Below are 15099 nucleotides of genomic sequence, written 5' to 3' on the forward strand. Positions count from 1 at the left end.
GCGTCAGTGGCCTCCTCCGCCGGGAGCCGGCCCCGACGGAGAACGCCCGGAGTTCATATTCGCCGTGGCCTCGAGGGAGGTCATCCGGCCGCTGAGGAGCTGATCGAGCTCGGTTTGCGCAAGCCAGTACTTCAGGAGCGCCCGGATATAGGCCTCCCCGGCGTCGATCTGCTCCGTCTTGGCCTGGAGCAGCTGGAAGGCGCCCACCTGCATCGCGTTGTACTGGAGCTGGGTCTGCTCGACGATCCGCTGGCGGAGCGGGAGCAGGACCTTGGCGTAGTACTCGGCCCGCTCTCGCGCGGCGGTGACCGCCGCATGGGCGGCCCGGACCTGCGAGCGAAGCGCCACGGCTTGGGCCCGGTACCGCTCGCCGGCGCTGCGGAGCTCCGCCCTGGCGGCGGAGACCGCCGGCTGGCCCTGATTGAAGAAGGGCAGCGGCAGCGCGACTGCAGGCCCGAGGCCCAGGTCCCCCTCCTGCTCCCGCTCAGCAGTTACCCCGAGCCCGGCATCGGCAAAGACGGCGAAGGGTCGTGCAAGCCCGAGCGCGCGCGCGGCCCGCTCGATCTCGGCCCGCGCGATGCCGAGGTCGAGGCTCCTCTCGACCGCCAGCCGTTCGAGCCCCTCGGGGCCGACCTCGTCCGGCCGGGGCTCGGGCAGCCGCGCCGAGGTCGTCCACGCGGTCTGCTCCCCCCAGAGCCCGACGAGGACGTTGAGCCGCTCCCGCGCGCGGAACGACTCGAGTTCGGCCGTCCTCAGGTCGAGCCTGGCCTGCTCGAAGAGCGCCCGCTCGTTGGCCAGCTCGAGCTCCGTGATGTTGCCCGCGGCGCGGAGCCGGCCTGCCAGCGCGTACGATGCCTCCGTGGCCGCGCGCACCTTCTTGCGCATCTCGAGCGCCTGCGCGGAGGCCTGTGCTGTGTAGAAGGCGGCGCGCGCGCGGCCCGCCAGGTCGATCACCTCGCCGGCGACCCGCTGCTTTGCGGCTTCGAAGTTCGCGCCGGCGATTCCCTTCCGGAGCGGGATGTAGAGGATGTCGATGAAGTCCTGGACGAGGGCCATCTCGAAACCGGTCCCGCCGCCCTCCGTGGCGAAACGGAGCTCGGCGTCGAAGACCGGGTTCCGGAAGAGGCCGGCCGCGACGAGGTCCGCCTGGGCGATGTTCAACTCCTCGTACGTGGCCTGCAGGTTCGGGTTGTTCAGGAGCGCGATCTGGACGGCCGACTCGGCGGTCAGCGGTTTGCCCAGGAGCGCGGCCACCTCCTGCTCGACCGCCTCGTCGGCGGCCGTGCCCTGATTCCAGTGGATGCGCCGCCCGGTCCGCTCCGCGACGGTGTGCCCTACCTCGTCAAATCCCATCCCGGCTTGCACCGTGGCGCATCCGCTCGTGCTTACGATGGCTACTAAGGCTCCGGCCAACCGCAGCGATTTGGCGCTCATCGGCTCATTCCTCCATGCCCTTCGTGGCCGGGCGCCGCGCCGCCGGTCGTCACGCGCTTGTTGATCTTCATGTTGCACTTGGGGCATCGCCGCTCCGGATCGCGAGAGGTGATCTCCGGGTGCATCGGGCAGGCATAGAGCGCCTCTGCGGCCTGCGCTCGGCCCGCCTCCGGGCTGTCTTCCGCTTCGCGATGAGCGCCGTGATCGGTTGGCTCCTGCGAGCGGATGTCGTGCGGCATCATGCCGGCGGGATCGCCGGAAGGCGCTTCTTCGATGGCGAGGGTGGTCGATGTCCCCGCATGCATTCCCCCTCGGGCGGCAGGGTGGGCGGGGTGGTCTGCGGGCAGCTCGTGCGTGAAGGCCTGCGGGCTGCATCCCCAGGCGAGCAGTGCGACCGCAAGCAGTCCTGCTTTAGTGGCCATCGTGGCCTCCTTCGTCTTTGAGCCCGTTGATCTCTTCCATCAGCCTGCGCTCCTCGGCGCTGAGCCTCGGGAGGTGCCTGAGGAAGAGCACGAGCTTCCAGTTCTCCTCGTCCTCGCCGCCCCAGCCGGGCATGCCGGTCAGGCGGATGCCGTTCTTGATGATGTAGAACAGCTCACCGTCGGAGAGGCGCTGCGTCCGCCCGCCCCGCAGGTCCGGCGCGGGCGGGTAGAGCCCGGCGTTGATCATCGTCCGGCCGCTCCCGTCGTTGGCGTGGCAGGCGGCGCAGTGGTCCGCGAAGTGGTCCCGCGCCTCGGCCAGGGCGAGTGCCGTCGGCTCGACCGGGTTGGCCAGCTCCCGGACCCCGGCCGGGGTCGCGAGCGTGCGGGCCATCCGGGCGAGGAACTCCTCGAGCGCCGTGGGCTCCTCGCGCGCGCTGAAGCCGCGGCCCGCCACGGCGGACAGCGACCATGCCGCCGCCGCGACGAGGGCCAGCGCGAGGATGATTCTCATCGGTCGGCCCACGGCTACCTGTGCCCGTGGCCGTCGTGCGCGTGGCCCCGCTCGTCGGAGGCTGCCCCCTCGTGGGGTTCGGTCGGGCCCGCGTCGAGGACGACCTCCCGGGCGACGATCGCACCGCCGGGGAGCTTCGTGCCGAACACGGTCACACGCATTCCCTCGCGGATTTCCTCGGCCGAGGACTGATGGTCACCATGCTCGAACCGGGTCCCCCGGTCGAAGGTGACCTTCATCATCCCCGAATCGGTCTTCAGCGAGATGGTATTCTTCGCGATCGAGGCAACCTCTCCCGCGACGGGCTTCCCCTTGTGCAGGCTCGGGTCGTGTGCGAGGGCGGGCGGGACGGCGGTCAGGGCGAATAACGCCGCCGCGATGACGGCGCTGATCTTCGTTCTCATGGCAATCTCTCGTTGATGCGAGGGGCGGTGCGCGCACGCTGTGGCGCGGGACGCAGGGCCCCGGTTGATTCATTCGGTGATTGTTATCGATGATGGAAGTCGAGGCGCGATCAGAGCAGCAGGGTGCACTTCAGGCGGAGGAGCGAACGGCGAGGCCGATCGGGCGGCAGCGGCTCGACCGCCGGCGGGCCGACGGGGTGCAGGGCGACAGGGCGAATCGGGGAGGGGAGCGTCGGGGGTAGCGGCTCGATGTGGATCGCGGCGGCGCGATCGAGGTCGGTCTTCTCGTACAGGAGCTGGGCCTGCGAGCAGTGGTTGCAATCCGGGGAGTGTTCCGCCGCATCGGCCGGCGGGGCGTCCTCGTGGGCGCAGCCGGGATGACGGTCGCTGGCCTCGAGCGCCGAGGCCGGGGCACAGATGCAGAGCACGCTGGCCGCGAGGAAGATGGGCAGCAGCGCCGCGGCGAGGGACCGGCAGAGTCTCGGCGAGAGGTTCATGCGGTACAGGGTAAGGCCGAAATGCCGTAGAGTCAAACCGATTGCATATTTCGATTCGTTATCGGGCCGGACGCGGCCCGATACGCCGGCCGTCCCCTCCCGCCGCGCATCCCGCCGGGGGAGGCGGCGCGTCGGGCAGAGACCTTCGGGGCGGACGCCGGCACGGGGACTGCCGATAATTCCTTTGTGTCCTCGCGGACCTTTAACCCAGCATATCGGGAGCGGCCCCGGGGGGCCGGAGTGTCATGAAGCGAGCGAAGAGGAGGATCGCGGCATCGGCCCTCGCGCTGATCGCGGCTGGGCTGGCGCAACGGCCGGCTGAGGCCCGCGCCCAGGCGGCCGGCATGGGCCGTTCGCTGGGCGGGTACGGCGAGGCGACGATCGAGCGGTACTATCGCAGCGGCCAGGGCCCGCTGATCCCCTACGGCGGCGGGCAGGGCGGCTTCATCCCCTACCGGGGCCTCGAGGCCCGGGAGCCGGCGGCCGCGGCGATGATCCCCCGCCGGATCGAGCAGACCCCGATCGGCGGCGCCGGGGCGATGGGCACCCCGATCGGCGGTGCCTCGCTGATGCGGGGCACCTTCACCTACCGTCCGCTGACCTCCCGCGGCCTGACCGGCATGGGCCCCGCGGTCGGCCCCGGCATGACCGGCGGGGGGCGGCGGATGGGGCTCGGCTTCGGGTACCCGTTCCGCCAGCCGCCGAGCCTCTCGGGCCGGGGCGGGGGCGCGGCGATGGGCGGCATGTGAAGGCCGCGGGGCGGGGGCTGCTCGCGCCCCGCCCCGCTCGGCCTCCCTCAGGCGTCTCCCGGTTCGGGCGGGGCCGCCTCACCCTCGGCATCGGGTTGGGGCCCATCGTCGTCCTGCCCGAACGGGCCCGTGCCCTCCTCCGGAGGTGGCGGCGGGGCATCGGAGGGCGCGTCGGGCGTGGCTGCGGGCGCGGGCGCCGGCGGGTGCTCGCTGAGCTGCGTCCCCACGGCCCGTTCGAGCGAGGCGAGGCTCTTGCCCAGCTCCGCCTCGAACTGGGCGGCCTGAATCTCGATCTGGAGCACCTCGCGCCAGGCGGTGATGAGCGTCAGGAAGTCGACGTTGCCCGCCTGGTAGTCGCTCGCGGCGACCTCCAGCGCCTGGCGGGCCCGGGGCAGGATTCCCTGCCGGAACAGCTCCAGCGTCTCGCGCCGGGCCTGGGCCTGCGCGAACAGGTCCTTGATGGCGCGGTAGGTCGCGTCGCGCTCGGCCTCGTAGAGCTTGGCGTCGGCCACGGTGCGGGCCTGGGCCTCGAGCACGGCCGCGTCGAGCTTCTGGCGGTAGACCGGCAGGTTGAAGCCGACGAACATCCCGAGCTGATCGTTCCCCTCGGCGTCCGGGACCACCGCGCCGGCGGCCGTCATCAGCCCGTAGTTGAAGCCGAGCGTGACGTCGGGATAGTAGCGCTTCCGGGCCAGCTCGACGGCCTTGGCGTCGCGGGCGATCGCCGCGAGCCGGCCCTGCAGCTCCGGTCGTGCCGCGCCGGCCAGGCGGTAGAGCCGCTCGATCTGGGCCGGCACGTCGCCGAGCGGGGGCTCCGGCAGCGTGCCGAGTTCGGCCTCGGGGCTGACGTGGAGCTGCTGCGCCAGGTCGGCCCGGGCCGAGGCGATCGCCTGGCGGGTGGCCACCAGCTCGCGATCGAGGTCGGAGAGGATGACCTCGGCGCTGAGCACGTCCTCCTGGCTGGTCTGGCCGGTCTCGTAGCGGGTCCGGGCGATCTCGATGAAGTCCTCCACCAGCGAGCGGTTCTGGAGCAGGATCTGCTCGGACCGCTCGGCGAAGTGGAGGTCGTAATAGGCGCGCTTGACCGCCTCCACGGCGTCGAGCTGGGCGGCGCAGAGCTCGGCCAGGGCGACCTGCACGTCGAGCCCGGCCGCCTGGCCGCGCAGCTGGAGCGTGCCGAACCAGGGGAACTGCTGGGCGATGAGCAGGTTCCAGGGCATGAAGCCGTCGGCCGTCTGCTGGCCGTACTCGGCGCTCGGGAAGATGGTGTTGGAGACGACCGGGTCGTCCAGGGCGGTGACCTGCGGGATGCGGTATCTCAGCGCCATCACGTTGGCCCGGGCGGCCTGGACCAGCCGGTTCTCGTCCAGGGCGCGGCGGATGTAGGCGTCGACCGGCTGGGGCCCGGTGAGCCCGGGCGGCGCGGGTTCCGGGTCGAAGGCCATGGCCATCGGCTCCCCCGGGGCGACGGTGTGCGGCGGCCGCAGTGCCGCGTTGTGCAGCAGGTGCTCGACCCCGTGATAGCCCGGGTGCGGCGCCAACTGGCGGCAGCCTGCCGCCATCAGGACGGTCGCGATCGATATGTGAAACGGCCATCGTCGGTCCATCGCCGGCCCCATCCAGTCTGAGAGTCGACCACGCCGCGTATCCTCGGCGCGGACGGCAATGCCGTACCAATGAGCCCGGGTCAGACATCGGGCGTCGGGCCTGGTCAGCTTTGGCGAAATCTCCCCGTCGCAGCGATTCCCCGGATCCTTCCGGCATGTCATTGCGGTTGCGGCGAACCAAACCGGGGCGGCCGCCGTACTGCCAACATCGCAGGCCTCGGTTCAAGATATTCAGCGCCCCAGCCGAGCTTGTACGGGGGCAGTCCGCAGGGTAGAATGTTTCAATCGCAGGCATCTTCTCCTCGCCGAGGTTGTGCCCATGACCGGCCCTCGTCACCACTCCCGTCCCCTCTGGTTCGCCCTCCTGGCGATCGTGGGGATGGTGTCGGTGGCGGACGTGGCCTCGGCGTGCAGCGAGAGGCCGGCCCCGGCCGCGAAGGTGTGCTGCACCGCGCATAGCGTCCCGGACTGCTCCTGCTGCCCGGCGGCGGAATTGCCGGCCGCCGGATCGGTCGCGCGGTCCGGCTCCCTGCCGTCCCTCGCCGCGCCGGCGCGGGCCGAGCTTGCTCGCACCGCACCTTCCTGCGAGTGCCGCTCAAACGCCCCGGCCGCCCCGGCGCGGGACTCCAAGCCTCGTTCCACCTCCGAGGATCGCACCGATCCCGGCCCCGGCCAGCTCCTCCCGAGCCTCTCCTCGAGCGCAAGGCCGCCGGCCGCGCCCGTCGCTCCCACCTCGGCGAACGCCAGCCCGCCGAAATCCCCCCTCTACCTGCGCACCTCCCGCCTGCTGATCTAGGCACTCCCGTTCGCGCCCTGCCTGCGCCGTGCGCCCGGCCGACGTCCGCGTCCTGGGTTGCCCGACGCCTGCACGTCTTCATCCACGTCTCGGATGGGCCTTGAACCGCGAACGACGCGCCGCCCGGGCAGCCGCCCCGGCCGACGCGGGGAGTTGATCGCATGTCTTCGCACGACCCTTCGGGTGCGCCCGCGCCCGCCGTCCCCCCTGCGCCGGGCGAAGCGGGCCAGGTGCCGCTCTCGCGCCGGCAGAAGATCCACATGGTGGTGAAGGTGGTGGAGCTTCGGCTCCGCTTCATCGCCCTGATGGCGGCGACCGCGCTGGTCTTCGCCTACTGGGACACGCTCTGGAACTACTACGACAAGTGGACGAGGCCCCCGGGCGAGCAGGTGGCGGCCGCCCCGGACACCGAGTACTACTGCCCGATGCACCCGAGCGTCGTGCGCGACGAGCCGGGGATCCCGTGCCCGATCTGCGGCATGCCGCTGTCGAAGCGCAAGAAGGGCGAGGTGGAGGCCCTGCCCGAGGGGGTGACGGCCCGCGTGCAGCTCGCCCCGTTTCGGATCGCCCAGGCGGGCATCCGCACCGCGGAGGTGGCCTACGAGCCGCTGGCCGAGACGGTGACGACCGTCGGCTACGTCGCCTTCGACGAGCGGCGGCTGGCCCGGATCTCCTCCAAGGTCAAGGGGATGTCGCGGGTCGAGGCGCTCCACGTCAACTTCACCGGCACTCCGGTCGAGGCGGGGCAGCCGCTGGCCGAGCTCTACAGCCCCGAGCTGTACCAGGCGGTCCGTGAGCTGCTCCTCGCCCAGCGCTCGGCGCAGGAACGGCCCCGGGTCCAGACGGCCGTCGGCCGCTCGGCGCTGGGCGACCCGGACGAGCTGGTGCGCCTGTCGAAGGAGAAGCTCCGGCTCTGGGGGATCACCCCCGGGCAGATCGACCGGATCCTGAGGGAGGGCCAGGCCGACTTCAAGCTGCCGATCCTCGCGCCGATCGGCGGGGTGGTGGTCCGGAAGAACGTCGTGGAGGGGCAATACGTCGCCGAGGGCGAGGCGATGTTCGAGGTCGCCGACCTCGGCCACGTCTGGATCCGGGCGAAGGTCTACGAGGACCAGCTCGCGCTGGTGCGCGTCGGCCAGCAGGTCGAGGCGACGGTCGACGCCTTCCCGGGCGAGACCTTCACCGGCACGGTGGCGTTCGTCGACCCGGTGCTCGACCCGGCGACCCGGACCGTCGACGTGCGCTACGACCTGCCGAACCCCGACGGGCGGCTGCGGCCCGGGATGTACGCCACGGTGACGCTCAAGACGCCGGTGGCCGAGACGCCCGCGTTCCGCGCGAGGCTCGCCTCGGCCCGACCCGCGGAGGACCTGAGCGGCCGTGCGAGCCTGACGGTCGCGGAGCAGGAGACCTGCCTGGTCACCAACGCCAAGCTCGGCTCGATGGGCGAGCCGTTACCGATCGAGGTCGAGGGGAAGAAGCTCTGGATCTGCTGCGCCGGGTGCGAGGGGCCGCTCAAGGCGAAGCCGGCCACGTACCTGGCGAAGCTCGCCCCGCCGCCGCGCGACGGCGTCCTCTCGGTGCCCGAGTCCGCCGTCATCGACACCGGGACGCGGACGGTCGTCTACGTCGAGGCCGAGCCCGGCGTCTTCGAGGGCCGCGAGGTCGTCCTCGGCCCGCCCTCGGCCGGCCGCTACCCGGTGCTCGAGGGGCTCGCCCCCGGCGAGCAGGTCGCGGCGGCCGGCGCGTTCCTGATCGACGCCGAGACCCGGCTCAACCCGGCCGCGGGCGCCGCCTACTTCGGCGGCAGCGGCACGCCCCGCGCGGAGGAGGCCCCGCCCCGGACCGCCGCCTCGTCGGGCAACGACACGCACCGGCACTGAGTCGCCCCCCCCACCGAACCACCGCGCGGCGCGGCCCGTCGCCGGGCACGCCGCCGGCCCCGCGGAGATCCTCCCGTGATCGAGTCGATCATCGAGTGGTCGATTCGCAACCGCCTCCTCGTGATCTTGGCCGCGATCGCGCTCGGCCTGGCCGGCGTGCGCGCGGCGATGACGATGCCGGTGGACGCGATCCCCGACCTGTCCGAGAACCAGGTGATCGTCTTCACCGACTGGCCGGGCCGCAGCCCGCAGGAGATCGAGGACCAGGTCACCTACCCGCTGTCGGTCAACCTCCAGGGCCTGGCCGGCGTGAAGGTGGTGCGCTCGTCGAGCGAGTTCAACTTCTCGATGATCAACATCATCTTCGACGACGAGACCGACTACTACTTCGCCCGCACGCGGGTGCTCGAGCGGCTGTCGATCGCGTCGACGTTCCTGCCCGAGGGCGTCACGCCGTACCTGGCGCCCGACGCCACCGCGGTCGGCCAGATCTTCTGGTACACCGTCGAGGGCGAGGGGAAGGACCTGGACGAGCTGCGCTCGATCCAGGACTGGTACGTCCGCTACCAGCTGAACTCCGTGCCCGGCGTCGCCGAGGTCGCCTCGGTCGGCGGCGCGCCGCGCGAGTACCAGGTCGACCTCGACCCGAACAAGCTCCGCGCCTACGGCATCACGCTCGGCGAGGTCTACTCGGCGGTCAGCCGAGCGAACTCGGCCGTCGGCGGCCGGGTGATCCACCAGGGCAACGCCGAGTACCTGATCCGCTCCGTCGGCTGGATCCGCAGCCTCGACGACCTCAAGGGCACCGTGGTCGCGCAGCGCGAGGGCACGCCGATCCGGCTGAAGGACCTGGGCGTCGTGCAGATGGGCCAGCAGTTCCGCCGCAGCGTGCTCGAGAAGGACGGGCGCGAGGCCGTGGGCGGCGTGGTGCTCATGCGCTTCGGCGAGAACCCGCTCGAGGTCACCAGGCGCATCAAGGAGAAGATCACCACGCTCCAGGCCGGGCTGCCCGAGGGCGTGCGGATCGTCCCCTTCTACGACCGCACGCCGCTGATCCACGGCGCCATCGAGACGGTCAGCGACACGGTCAAGGAGGAGCTGTTCATCTGCACGATGATGATCCTCCTGATCATGGGCCACCTCGGCGGCGCGTTCGTCGTCTCGCTGACGCTGCCGCTGGCCGTGCTCTTCAGCGTGCTGATGATGCGGCTGATGGGCATCCCCTCGAACATCATGAGCCTGGCCGGCATCGCCATCAGCGTGGGGATCCTCGAGGACCAGGCGGTCGTGATGACCGAGAACGCGGCGCACCACCTGACGCGGCGCCACGGCAACCGGCGGATCACGGGCAGCAACCTCGACGTCATCATCCCGGCCTGCCGCACCGTGGGCCGGCCGATCTTCTTCTCGATCCTGATCACGATCCTCTCCTTCCTGCCGGTCTTCGCGCTCTCCGGGATGGAGGGGAAGATGTTCCACCCGCTGGCCTGGACCAAGACCTTCGCCCTGATCGGCGTGGCGATCCTCGCCGTGACGCTCGTGCCGGCGCTCATCCCGATCTTCCTCCGCGGCCGCATCAAGTCCGAGGAGGACAGCTGGCTGGTCCGGACGATGATCTCGATCTTCAAGCCGATGCTCTCCTGGCTGATGGACCGGCCGACCCTGGTCTGCTGGCTGCTGGCGGTCATCGTCGGCTTCGGCTACCTGGCCTCGACGCGGGTCGGGCGCGAGTTCATGCCGCCCTTGAACGAGGGCTCGATCCTCGACATGCCGACGAGCGTCCCGCGCACGAGCGTCACCCAGGCGGCCGACGACCTGAAGGCCCGCGACGCCATCCTGCGCACCTTCCCCGAGGTCTGGCAGGTGGTCGGCAAGGCGGGCCGCGCCGAGACCTCCACCGACCCGGCGCCGCTGGACATGGTCGAGACGATCATCAACCTGCGCGACCGCGAACTCTGGCCGAAGCGCCAGCTCCGGTACGAGGACGCCGTCGGGCAGACCGCGGCCGTGCTCGCCGCGCTGGAGGCCGAGGGCCACGTCCGGCGCCCGCCCCCCGCGGACGATCGGGAGAGCCTGATCAACGACGCGGCGATGACGGTCGCCTCCCGGGTGGACCGGGAGCTGCGCGAGCTGGCGCACCTGCGACTGGCCGAGTTCCGCCCCGAGCTGGGCCGCGCGCTGGTCGAGGGGGCGGTTGAGAATCTCCTGGGACGCGTCGCCCCCGACGCGGTCGAGCGGGCGATGACGCCGGCGGAGCGGGAGGATCTGCTCGACGCGCTGGCCGGGACGTACGGCGATCGCCTCGCCCTGGTCATCCTGCCGGATGACGTGACCGCCCTGGTCCGGGACGCCGCGCGTCGGCTCGTCGCCCTGGGCGTGCTCGAGGACGACCCGGGCCTCCTCGCCCCGCCCCCGAGCACGCTGGAGCGGGCCGGGGAGGCGCTGGGCGAGGCGTTGGGGCTGGAGAAGCCGACGCTCTTCTCCCGAATCGCGGACGACCTGGCCGCCTCCCACGCGGAGCGGATGGAGGAGCGGACGCGCACGCTCAACTGGGAGCTGTTCGACCGCGCCGTGGCGGTCGCCACCGCGACGGCGGCCGAGGAACTCGTGAAGCTCGCCGGCGAGCGCGAGCTCGCGGGGCGCGAGGCGACCGCCGCGGAGCTGGAGTCGCTCACCACCGGCCTCGAGGAGTCGTTCTCCCGGCACGTCTTCCTCTGGCAGAAGACCAAGGACGACCTGGTGAAGGAGATGGACACCGCGATCCAGATGCCGGGGTGGGGGAACATCTGGACGCAGCCGATCATCAACCGCATCGACATGCTCGCCACCGGCGTGCGCACCCAGATCGGCGTGAAGGTCTTCGGCGACGACCTGGACGAGATCCAGCGGGCGAGCCAGGAGATCGCCGCGGTGCTCAAGCGGGTGCGCGGCGCGGTGGACGTCTTCCCCGACCAGATCGTCGGCAAGGGCTACGTCGAGATCGAGATCGACCGCGAGAAGGCCGCGCGCTACGGCATCCAGGTCGGCGACGTCCAGGACGTGGTCGAGGTGGCCATGGGCGGCAAGCCGCTGACGATGACCGTCGAGGGTCGCGAGCGCTACCCGGTGCGGGTCCGCTACGCCCGGGACTTCCGCGACGACGTGAAGTCGCTCAGGCAGATCCTGGTGGGGGCCCGCGGCCCCGCCTCCGGCGCGGGCATGGGCGAGCCCGCCGCCGCGGCGATGTCCGGCGCCCCGGGCGCCGGGGCGGACGCGGCCCCCCCGGTGCAGGTCCCGCTCTCGCAGGTGGCCGACATCCGGGTGGTCGAGGGGCCGTCGGTGATCAAGAGCGAGAACGGCCTGCTCCGCGCCTACGTCCAGCTCAACGTCCGCGACCGCGACGTCGTCGGCTTCGTCGAGGAGGCGCGGCGCGCGGTCGAGGAGCAGGTCGAGCTGCCGGAGGGCATGTACGTCGAGTGGGCCGGGCAGTTCGAGCACCAGGTGCGGGCGCGCAAGACGCTCCAGGTCGTCTTCCCGGCGGTCGTGGCGGTGATCGTGCTGCTGCTGTACCTGACCTACAAGAGCTGGGTCGACGCGACCCTGATCCTGCCGAGCATCCTCGGCGCCCTGGCCGGCGGGGCGATCTTCCAGTGGCTCTTCGGCTTCAACTTCAGCGTCGCCGTCTGGGTCGGCTACATCGCCTGCTTCGGCATGGCGACCGAGACGGGCATCGTGATGATGGTCTACCTCCGCGAGGCGATCCGCGAGCGCGGCGGCCTGGCGGGGATCCGCTCGGTGGCCGAGCTGCGCGAGGCGATCCTCGAGGGGGCCATCCACCGGCTGCGGCCGAAGCTCCTGACCGAGGGGACGACGATCATCGCGATCGCGCCGATGCTCTGGGCCGACGGCGTCGGCGCCGAGATGATCCGGCCGATGGCCGCGCCGGTCCTCGGCGGCCTGCTCGTGGCCGACGAGGTGGTCGACATCTTCCTGCCGGTGCTCTACTTCGCCGTCCAGAAGTGGCGATGGCGGAGGGCGCACGGCCTCGGGCCGCTCGACGAGCGGGTGGCGCTCGCCGCGGCCGAAGACCCGGTCCCGGTCTCATGAACGGGGGGCGGTCGCGTGTCCCGACCGATCGTGCGAGTCCGGACGCTCCTGATCGGGGTCGCCGTCGTCGGCGTGCTCCTCGGGCTCGAGGCCAATCGGCGGAGGTGCCCGGAGTACTGGGACCCTGCCACCGCCGAATCGGCCGCCCGGGAAGCGGGGCGGCATGCCCGGCTGAGGCGGTCCTACGAGCGGCGATGGTAGCGTCCGAGACGAGGCTTGGATCCCCTGGGGAGGCTGATGATGCATCGCAAGGCCCTGTCGCAAGCAGTCTTGGTGTCCGGGCTCGCCGCCCTGGGCGGCCTGGCGTCTACCGCGGTCGCGACCCCGCCCGGGCCCGGGCCGGTCCCCGTCATCGCGCCCGACGGCCCGGATCGCGGGGCCAGGCAGCCCCAGGCCGCCGTGGACGCGGAAGGCCGGATCTTCGTCGCCTTCGGCCGGGGCAACACCGTGCGCTGCGCCGTCTCGACCGACGGCGGGAAGACCTTCGAGGTGGCGACGGTCGGCTCGGTCGATTCGCTCGCGCTGGGCATGCGCCGCGGCCCGCGGGTCGCGGCGACGGGGCGGGCCGTCGTCGTCACGGCCATCGGCGGGAAGGAGGGAGGGGGACGCGACGGCGACCTCCTCGCCTGGCGATCGGCCGACGGCGGTAGGACCTGGAGCGGCCCGGCGCGGGCGAACGCGGTGGACGGCTCCGCCCGGGAGGGGCTGCACGGCATGGCCGCCGGGCCGGAGGGGCGCGTCTTCTGCACCTGGCTCGACCTCCGCGGCGGCAAGACGGAGCTCTACGGCGCCCGGTCGGAGGACGGCGGCACGACCTGGGAGCCGGACGTCCTCGTCTACCGCTCGCCGGCCGGGAGCGTCTGCGAGTGCTGCCACCCCTCGGCGGCGTATGCCCCCGACGGCATGCTCTACGTCATGTGGCGCAATCAGCTGCACGGGTCACGCGACCTCTACCTCACCAGCTCCACCGACGGGGGAGAGACGTTCGGCCCCGCCGAGAAGCTCGGCCTCGGGACGTGGCCGCTCGACGCCTGCCCGATGGACGGCGGCGCCCTCGCCGCGGGGCCCGGCGGCCGGGTCCAGACGGTGTGGATGCGCGACGGCGCGATGTTCGCCGCGCGGCCCGGCGAGGCCGAGCGGCCACTCGGAGGCGGCATCCAGGGCTGGACCGCCCTCGGCCCCGGGGGCGGGTACTCGGTCTGGCTGGAACGGCGGCCGGGCAGGCTGCTGGCCCTCATCCCAGAAGGACCTGCGCCGCTCACCCTGGCCGAACGCGCGAACGACCCGGTCGTCGCCGCCGCGCCGGGCGGCCGGGGCCCGGTCGTCGCGGTCTGGGAAGCGAACGCCGAGGAGGGCGGCATCCTCTCGCTGGTGCTCGATCCGCCGGCCGGAGATGCGGCCCGTTGACCGGAACACGCCCCGTCCGATCCGGGGGCGGGCCCGGACGGGGCGGACTGCGGAGCGTCCCGGCCCGCCCCCGCTGCACCGCGGAGAAGAACCATGGATCGCAGGGAATTGTTGGGAGTCCTCGGGGCGACCGCCGCGGGGCTGGCCGCCGCGACCGGCGGAAAGGCCCTCGGGCAAGAGGCGAGGGCGCACGCGCATGCGCACGCCGAGGGCGACATCCACGAGAGGTGCGCCGAGGCGTGCCTCGACTGCGAGAAGCAGTGCAACCGGGGCTTCCACCACTGCTACACGCAGGTCCAGGCCGGGAAGCCCGGGCACGCCAAGGCGATGCACCTCTGCGTCGACTGCGGCGAGGTGTGCTCGACCGCGGCGAAGCTGGTCGCGCGGATGAGCCCCCTGATGGTGCACACCTGCCTGGCGTGTGCCGAGAGCTGCGACGACTGCATCGCCGAGTGCGAGAAGCTCGACGACCCGGAGATGAAGGCGGTCGTCGAGTCGCTCAAGACGTGCGCGGCGGCCTGCCGCGAGATGGTCCAGGCCATGGGCGGCCATGAGCATGGCCGGGCGGGCGCGGCCCGCTGACGTCGTCACCGGATCGTCCTGCCCGCGGGCTCACGGGCGGGCGATCGTCTCAAGGTCCTGCGGCGGGGACACGCCGCATGGGTTCCCTTCCTCGGAGAGGACACCGTCCTTCGGGAGCGACATCATGCGAACGACCTCGCGGACGGTCGCCCTGGCCGGCGTGCTCGCGATCGGCATCGTCCCGATCGCCGGGTCCGCGGCCCGGGCGGGCTGCGGCGGCGGGCCGAACAGCCCGCCGTACGACTCCGGTGCCGTCCACTCGCTGCACGGCCGCGGCTTCGACAGCGCCCGACACGGTCGTTGAGCGCGGTACGACCAGGTTATCCCGGGTGCCCTCCCGGCAGGGACGCCGGGGGCCACCCTCTCTTCCAATCCTTCGGAGCGACTCAGATGCAATCGACCGGATCGAAGCTCATCCTGGCCCTCGCGGCCGCCCTCGGCGTCAACCTGACCGGGCCCGTGTCCGCCCACGACGGGCACGACCACGCCGGCGCGGCGCACGGCGGCGTCTCGGCGACGACGTCGCAGCACCACGTCGAGGCGGTCTTCACCCCGCAGGGAGTGCGGCTCTTCGTCCACGACCTCCAGCACAGGCCCGTGGACCTGTCGCGCGTCGCCGCGTCGGCCACGTTCTACCACCCGAATCTGCCCGACAAGCCCTGGTTCAGCCGGCCGCTCCGCGCGGCGCCATCCCATCCCGGGCACCCGGCCGAGGCGCTGG

Annotated in this window: 14 protein-coding genes and 1 pseudogene; 8 read left to right on the top strand and 7 right to left on the bottom strand. The window is 72.2% G+C overall.

The genetic code is table 11. The features are described from left to right. Positions 1-3: 3 nt before the first annotated feature. The 5 genes from TsocGM_RS21885 to TsocGM_RS21905 form a co-directional block, all read right to left on the bottom strand. Complete coding sequence (locus TsocGM_RS21885; protein ID WP_158633698.1) at positions 4-1434, bottom strand: TolC family protein; 1431 nt, start codon at positions 1432-1434, stop codon at positions 4-6. Next, on the bottom strand, positions 1431-1856 hold the full coding sequence (locus TsocGM_RS21890; protein WP_126727598.1) for a heavy metal-binding domain-containing protein: 426 nt from the start codon (positions 1854-1856) through the stop codon (positions 1431-1433). The genes TsocGM_RS21885 and TsocGM_RS21890 overlap by 4 nt, the downstream gene beginning before the upstream one ends. Beyond that, complete coding sequence (locus tag TsocGM_RS21895; protein ID WP_126727599.1) at positions 1846-2367, bottom strand: c-type cytochrome; 522 nt, start codon at positions 2365-2367, stop codon at positions 1846-1848. The genes TsocGM_RS21890 and TsocGM_RS21895 overlap by 11 nt, the downstream gene beginning before the upstream one ends. 14 nt (positions 2368-2381) lie before the next feature. Beyond that, positions 2382-2771 (bottom strand): DUF5666 domain-containing protein, encoded by a 390-nt coding sequence (locus tag TsocGM_RS21900; RefSeq protein WP_126727600.1) that lies wholly within the window; start codon positions 2769-2771, stop codon positions 2382-2384. Positions 2772-2881: 110 nt separating this feature from the next. After that, positions 2882-3304: a hypothetical protein gene (locus TsocGM_RS21905; RefSeq protein WP_126727601.1), complete on the bottom strand. Its 423-nt coding sequence runs from the start codon at positions 3302-3304 to the stop codon at positions 2882-2884. A gap of 209 nt (positions 3305-3513) precedes the next feature. Here TsocGM_RS21905 and TsocGM_RS21910 point away from each other — a divergent pair, with 209 nt between their 5' ends. Beyond that, entirely contained in the window at positions 3514-4017 is a 504-nt protein-coding gene (locus TsocGM_RS21910; RefSeq protein ID WP_126727602.1) for a hypothetical protein, read from the top strand. A gap of 47 nt (positions 4018-4064) precedes the next feature. Here TsocGM_RS21910 and TsocGM_RS21915 read toward each other — a convergent pair whose 3' ends face one another. Together TsocGM_RS21915 and TsocGM_RS21920 are read right to left on the bottom strand one after the other, a co-directional pair. Next, positions 4065-5624 (bottom strand): TolC family protein, encoded by a 1560-nt coding sequence (locus tag TsocGM_RS21915; protein ID WP_158633699.1) that lies wholly within the window; start codon positions 5622-5624, stop codon positions 4065-4067. 333 nt (positions 5625-5957) lie between these two features. Beyond that, positions 5958-6197 (bottom strand): hypothetical protein, encoded by a 240-nt coding sequence (locus TsocGM_RS21920; RefSeq protein WP_126727604.1) that lies wholly within the window; start codon positions 6195-6197, stop codon positions 5958-5960. Between the two features lie 453 nt (positions 6198-6650). Here TsocGM_RS21920 and TsocGM_RS21925 point away from each other — a divergent pair, with 453 nt between their 5' ends. From TsocGM_RS21925 to TsocGM_RS21955, 7 genes and pseudogenes are all read left to right on the top strand, one after another. Then, entirely contained in the window at positions 6651-8303 is a 1653-nt protein-coding gene (locus TsocGM_RS21925; protein WP_233579097.1) for an efflux RND transporter periplasmic adaptor subunit, read from the top strand. A 75-nt stretch (positions 8304-8378) separates the two neighbouring features. Then, entirely contained in the window at positions 8379-12389 is a 4011-nt protein-coding gene (locus TsocGM_RS21930) for an efflux RND transporter permease subunit (RefSeq protein WP_126727606.1), read from the top strand. A gap of 15 nt (positions 12390-12404) precedes the next feature. Beyond that, positions 12405-12590, top strand: a complete 186-nt coding sequence (locus TsocGM_RS21935; protein WP_126727607.1) for a hypothetical protein — start codon at positions 12405-12407, stop codon at positions 12588-12590. A 36-nt stretch (positions 12591-12626) separates the two neighbouring features. After that, complete coding sequence (locus TsocGM_RS21940; RefSeq protein WP_126727608.1) at positions 12627-13796, top strand: sialidase family protein; 1170 nt, start codon at positions 12627-12629, stop codon at positions 13794-13796. A gap of 93 nt (positions 13797-13889) precedes the next feature. Then, the gene (locus TsocGM_RS21945; RefSeq protein WP_126727609.1) at positions 13890-14378 is read left to right on the top strand and encodes a four-helix bundle copper-binding protein; all 489 of its coding nucleotides are present in this window, start codon (positions 13890-13892) and stop codon (positions 14376-14378) included. 124 nt (positions 14379-14502) lie between these two features. Then, complete coding sequence (locus tag TsocGM_RS21950; RefSeq protein ID WP_126727610.1) at positions 14503-14682, top strand: hypothetical protein; 180 nt, start codon at positions 14503-14505, stop codon at positions 14680-14682. An 86-nt stretch (positions 14683-14768) separates the two neighbouring features. Then, positions 14769-15099 (top strand): annotated as a pseudogene (locus TsocGM_RS21955) (hypothetical protein); the annotation flags it as partial.

Origin of the sequence: Tautonia sociabilis, from assembly GCF_003977685.1 — a bacterium.
Taxonomy (GTDB): Bacteria; Planctomycetota; Planctomycetia; order Isosphaerales; family Isosphaeraceae; genus Tautonia; species Tautonia sociabilis.